At 66.2% G+C, this 4,934-nt stretch carries 5 protein-coding genes; all 5 read left to right on the forward strand.

Annotated elements, in window-relative coordinates:
• Positions 1-470 precede the first annotated feature (470 nt).
• The gene (gene ftsE, locus AC1VXC_RS20750) at positions 471-1,157 is read left to right on the forward strand and encodes a cell division ATP-binding protein FtsE (RefSeq protein ID WP_481539948.1); all 687 of its coding nucleotides are present in this window, start codon (positions 471-473) and stop codon (positions 1,155-1,157) included.
• Positions 1,154-2,122 (forward strand): permease-like cell division protein FtsX, encoded by a 969-nt coding sequence (gene ftsX, locus AC1VXC_RS20755; protein ID WP_481539949.1) that lies wholly within the window; start codon positions 1,154-1,156, stop codon positions 2,120-2,122. The genes ftsE and ftsX overlap by 4 nt, the downstream gene beginning before the upstream one ends.
• A 7-nt stretch (positions 2,123-2,129) precedes the next feature.
• Positions 2,130-2,972 (forward strand): response regulator, encoded by an 843-nt coding sequence (locus AC1VXC_RS20760; RefSeq protein ID WP_057628046.1) that lies wholly within the window; start codon positions 2,130-2,132, stop codon positions 2,970-2,972.
• Positions 2,969-3,688 (forward strand): uracil-DNA glycosylase, encoded by a 720-nt coding sequence (gene ung, locus AC1VXC_RS20765; protein WP_313495672.1) that lies wholly within the window; start codon positions 2,969-2,971, stop codon positions 3,686-3,688. The genes AC1VXC_RS20760 and ung overlap by 4 nt, the downstream gene beginning before the upstream one ends.
• 178 nt (positions 3,689-3,866) lie before the next feature.
• Positions 3,867-4,742: an RNA polymerase sigma factor RpoH gene (gene rpoH / locus AC1VXC_RS20770; RefSeq protein ID WP_282272958.1), complete on the forward strand. Its 876-nt coding sequence runs from the start codon at positions 3,867-3,869 to the stop codon at positions 4,740-4,742.
• The last annotated feature ends 192 nt before the right edge of the window (positions 4,743-4,934 follow it).

Below are 4,934 nucleotides of genomic sequence, written 5' to 3' on the forward strand. Positions count from 1 at the left end.
GCCCCCGCGCCGCACGGCCCGCTGCTCAAAGACCCGCTGTTACCAGCGCCGCGCCCCCGCGCGCCCGCCGGCGAACCCCCCCCACCCCCCCCCGGCCCGCCCCCCCCCCCCCACTACAGCCCCCTCCGTTTTGCGCAGCAAAGGGTAGGGTTGGGGAGGAGTGAGCTTTTTGCCGGTTGATGCAATCCCGGCTTCGCGGTGCGTGCCGCTTTTACCGCACGGCTGGTAAGGCCCCTTGCCGAGCATGGCTCGGCACTACAGCTCCCTCCCTTTTGCGCAGCAAAGGGGAGGGTTGGGGAGGGGTAGGCCCTTCGCCGGTTGATGCAGCAATGGCTTCGCGGCTTACGCGGCTCCTACAAGCTTGATGGCCGGTAAAGCCCCTTGCCGAGCATGGCTCGGCACTACACGTAACCCACGTCGCGTGACCGGCATCCTCCGCAGTCTGCCCGCGCTCCTGCATAATCAGCACGATGAGCGTTCTGCGTTTTGACAATGTCAGCAAACAGTATGCCGGTGGCCATCAGGCGCTGGTGGACGTCAGCTTCGAGGTGGCGGCCGGCGAAATGCTGTTCGTCACCGGGCACTCCGGTGCCGGCAAGAGCACCCTGCTCAAGCTGATTCACCTGAGCGAGCGGCCTAGCCGTGGCGCGGTCATCTTCGGCGAGCGCAACCTGCTCAAGGTGCGCGGCGGCAAGGTTGCCCTGCATCGGCGCGAAGTCGGCGCGGTCTACCAGGACCATCGCCTGCTGGTCGACCGCAGCATCGGCGAGAACGTCGCCCTGCCGCTGATCCTGCGCGGTGACCGCCGTGCCGATAGCGGCAAGCGGGTGCGCTCGGTGCTTGAGCGGATGGGCCTTGGCCATCGCGAGAAGGCGCTGCCCAGCGAACTGTCGGCCGGTGAGCAGCAGCGCGTCGGCATCGCCCGCGCGATTGTCGCCGAGCCCAGGCTGCTGGTGGCCGACGAGCCCACCGGCAATCTCGACCCGACCCTGGCGGCGGAGATCATGACCCTGTTTGCAGAACTGCCGGCGCGTGGCACCAGCGTGCTGGTGGTCAGCCATGATCTGGCCCTGCTCAAGCAGATGCGCAAGCGTGTGCTGATCCTCGACCACGGCCGTCTGGTCGATGACATCTCGCCGCAGGACCTGGCCGAATGACTACCAGCAGCAAGCCTGAAAGCGGCAGCAGCAATACCAGCACGGCGGCGCCGTCGCGGCTGGCCACCTGGATCAATCACCATCTGCACAGCGTGGTTTTCAGCCTCGGTCGCGCCGTGCGCAGGCCATGGGCTACCGCGCTGACCGTAGCGGTGATGGCGCTGGCCCTGGCACTTCCGTTGGGCCTGTCGATCGCCTTGGACAATCTCAAGCATTTCTCTGGCAGCGTGCAGCAGTCGCGCGATATCAATCTGTTCCTGAAGACCGATGTCGACGCCGCCGCCGCGCAGGATCTGGCCAAGACCCTGCGCGCCCGTGCCGATGTGGAGCAGGTGCAGTTGCGTACGCCGGACGAAGGATTGGCCGAACTGCGCCAGAACGCCGGCCTGGGTGAAGCCATCGATGCACTGGGTGAGAACCCGCTGCCCACGCTGCTGATCGTGACCCCGACCGATGGCGCCGATGCTGCCCTGGCCAAGTCGCTGGAAACCCTGCCGCAGGCCGATCTGGTCCAGCACGATGCGCTTTGGCGGCAGCGCCTGGATGGCTGGCTGAGCTTTGGTGCGCGGCTGGTGCAGGTGCTGTCGGTGCTGCTGGGCCTGGGGGCGGCGCTGGTGGTCGGCAATACCGTGCGCCTGGATATCCAGGCGCGGCGCGAGGAGATCGGTGTGCTGCAGTTGCTCGGTGCCAGCGACGGTTTCATCCGTCGTCCGTTCGTCTATCTGGGCGCGTGGTACGGGCTGGGCGCCGGAGCCGTGGCGCTGGGCCTGATCGGCGTGTGCGGGCTGGCCCTGCGTGCGCCGCTGGCCAATCTGTCGCAAAGCTACGGCAGTCCTTTCACGTTGCATGGCCTGGATCTGCTGCATTCGGGCATGGTGCTGGTTGGCACCACGATTCTGGGTTGGTTGGGGGCATGGCTGGTGACAGGTCACTTCCTCAGGCAGACTCGCCCGACTGAAACCTGAGGCCCGCATGTCCACGCATGAGCTCAAGCACCTGATCAGCGACGCGCCGCGGGTAATGGTGGTCGATGGATCCAAACTGGTACGGCGCCTGATCAGCGACGTGCTCAAGCGCGAACTGCCCGACGTTGAAGTGGTGGGCTGCGCCAGCATCGCCGAGGCGCGCGAGGCGCTGGCTGCCGGTCCGGTGCACCTGGTCACCACTTCGCTGGCCTTGCCCGATGGCGATGGCCTGGCGCTGGCGCGTGGCGTGCGTGAAACCGCGGGGCAGGCCTATGTGCCGGTGATCGTGGTTTCCGGCGACGCCCAGCAGCATCTGGAGCAGCGCCGTTTCACCGAATACGTCACCGACTATTTCGACAAGGCGCTGGGCCATGAAGCCCTGGCGACCTTCATCCGTGGCTATGTGCAGCCCGAGCCGGTGGCCAACGCCACCGTGTTGTATGTCGAGGACAGCCGGGTGGTGGCCGAGGCCACCAAGCGCATGCTCGAACGCCATGACCTGCACGTCGTGCACGTGCTCACCGCCGAGGATGCGTTCTCGCTGCTCACCGCCGAGTCGCTGGGCCGCACCACGCGGCAGGTGGACCTGGTGCTGACCGACGTCACCCTCAAGGGCGAGCTGAGCGGCCGCGATGTGGTTGAGCGCATCCGCGTCGACTTCGCCTATGGCAAGCGCCGCCTGCCGGTGCTGGTGATGACCGGTGATGGCAACCCGCACAACCAGTCGGCCTTGCTGCAGTCCGGGGCCAATGACCTGGTGCAGAAGCCCATCGAAGAACGCCTGCTGGTGACCAAGGTGTTGTTCCAGCTGCGGCTGGCGCGTATGGCCCAGCCGGCGGTGGTGCTGTGAGCGAGGACGGCGTACAGATCCAGCTGGAGCCCAGCTGGAAGTCCCGTATCGGCGACTGGCTGCTGCGGCCGGAGATGCGCGAGCTGTCGGCGTTCCTGCGCAAGCGCAAGGCCGCTGGGGCACATGTGTTTCCACCCGGCCCGGAAATCTTCGCGGCCTTCAACGCTACCCCGTTCGAGCAGGTCAAGGTGGTGGTGCTGGGCCAGGACCCGTACCACGGCTATGGCCAGGCGCACGGTTTGAGCTTCTCGGTGAGGCCGGGCGTACCGGTGCCGCCATCGCTGCTCAATATCTACAAAGAGATCGAGGCCGACCTGGCCATCCCGCGCCCGGACCACGGCTGTCTGCTGCCATGGGCGCAGCAGGGCGTGTTGCTGCTCAATGCCGTGCTGACGGTGGAAGAGGGCAAGGCGGGCGCGCACCAGGGCCGCGGCTGGGAGGGTTTCACCGACCATGTGGTCGACGTGCTCAACCGCGAGCGTGAAGGCCTGGTGTTCCTGCTGTGGGGCGCTTACGCCCAGCAGAAGGGCAAGGTCATCGATACCCGCCGCCACCGTGTGTTCAAGGCCCCGCATCCCTCGCCACTGTCGGCCCACCGCGGCTTCCTCGGCTGCCGCCATTTCTCGCAGGCCAATGACTACCTGGCCCGCAACGGCCAGACCCGGATCGACTGGCGGCTGCCGGCCTTGGCCGATCTGGCGCCGTCTGATCGCTGAACTGCCTTGATTCCTGTCATATCGCGGTGACCTTGGCTTTGCTACCTTGGAGGGGTTGGGAATGCCGTCGTTGCTGTCGCCTATTCAGGTTTGACCTCGAGTTTGCGAACAAAAACAGAACGCTGGAACTTTTTCTGTACTGAGCAGTCCAATAGTTCGACTGCTAAGATGAGGTCCTATGAACCTGAACACCTCTACTGCCCTTGTGGCAAACAATCTCCCGATCCCCAGTGCGCTCGGTTCGCTGGACGCCTACATCGGTGCCGTGCACCAGATCCCGGTGCTGTCGGTCGATGAGGAGCAGGAACTGTCGCGTCGCTTCCGTGACGAGCAGGATCTGAACGCCGCGCGTGAGCTGGTGCATTCGCACCTGCGCTTCGTGGTGCACGTGGCCCGCGGTTACAACGGCTACGGCCTGCAGCTGGGCGACCTGATCCAGGAAGGCAACATCGGCCTGATGAAGGCGGTCAAGCGCTTCGACCCGGACATGGGCGTGCGCTTGGTCTCCTTCGCGGTGCACTGGATCCGTGCCGAGATGCACGAGTTCATCCTCAAGAACTGGCGCATCGTCAAGGTCGCCACGACCAAGGCGCAGCGCAAGCTGTTCTTCAACCTGCGCAAGTCCAAGACCCGCCTGGGCTGGATGAACGCCGCCGAGGTCAGCGCTGTCGCCAAGGATCTGAACGTCTCCGAGCGTGAAGTGATGGAGATGGAATCGCGCCTGTCCGGTCGTGACATCGGTTTCGATGCGCCGTCGGATGAAGACGATGATCATGCGCCGCCGTCGCCGGCTGCGTATCTGGTCGCGCGCGATGAAGATCCGTCGCAGGCCTATGAGCGCGAGGACAGCGAAGACAACCAGCTGAGCCTGCTGCGCGAAGGTCTGGCCAAGCTCGACCAGCGTTCGCGCGACATCATCGCCCGCCGTTGGCTGGAAGCCGACAGCAAGGTGACGCTGCAGGAACTGGCAGATGAGTACGGCGTGTCGGCCGAGCGCATCCGCCAGATCGAAGCCAACGCGCTGAAGAAGATGAAGGCACTGTTCGCCGCCTGAGCAAGGCTGCCGCAGTAACACGAGGGCCCGGGGAAACCCGGGCCTTTCTTTTTTGTAGTGGCGCGCCCGAGGGGGGGGGGGGGGGGACGGGGGGGGGGGGGGGGGGGGGGGGGCGCCCCGGGCACCCCCCACCCCCCCCCCCCCCCCCCCACGCGCCGCGGGGGGGGGGGGGTGGGGGGGGGGGGGGGGGGG

Source organism: Stenotrophomonas sp. STEN033 (genome assembly GCF_056856655.1).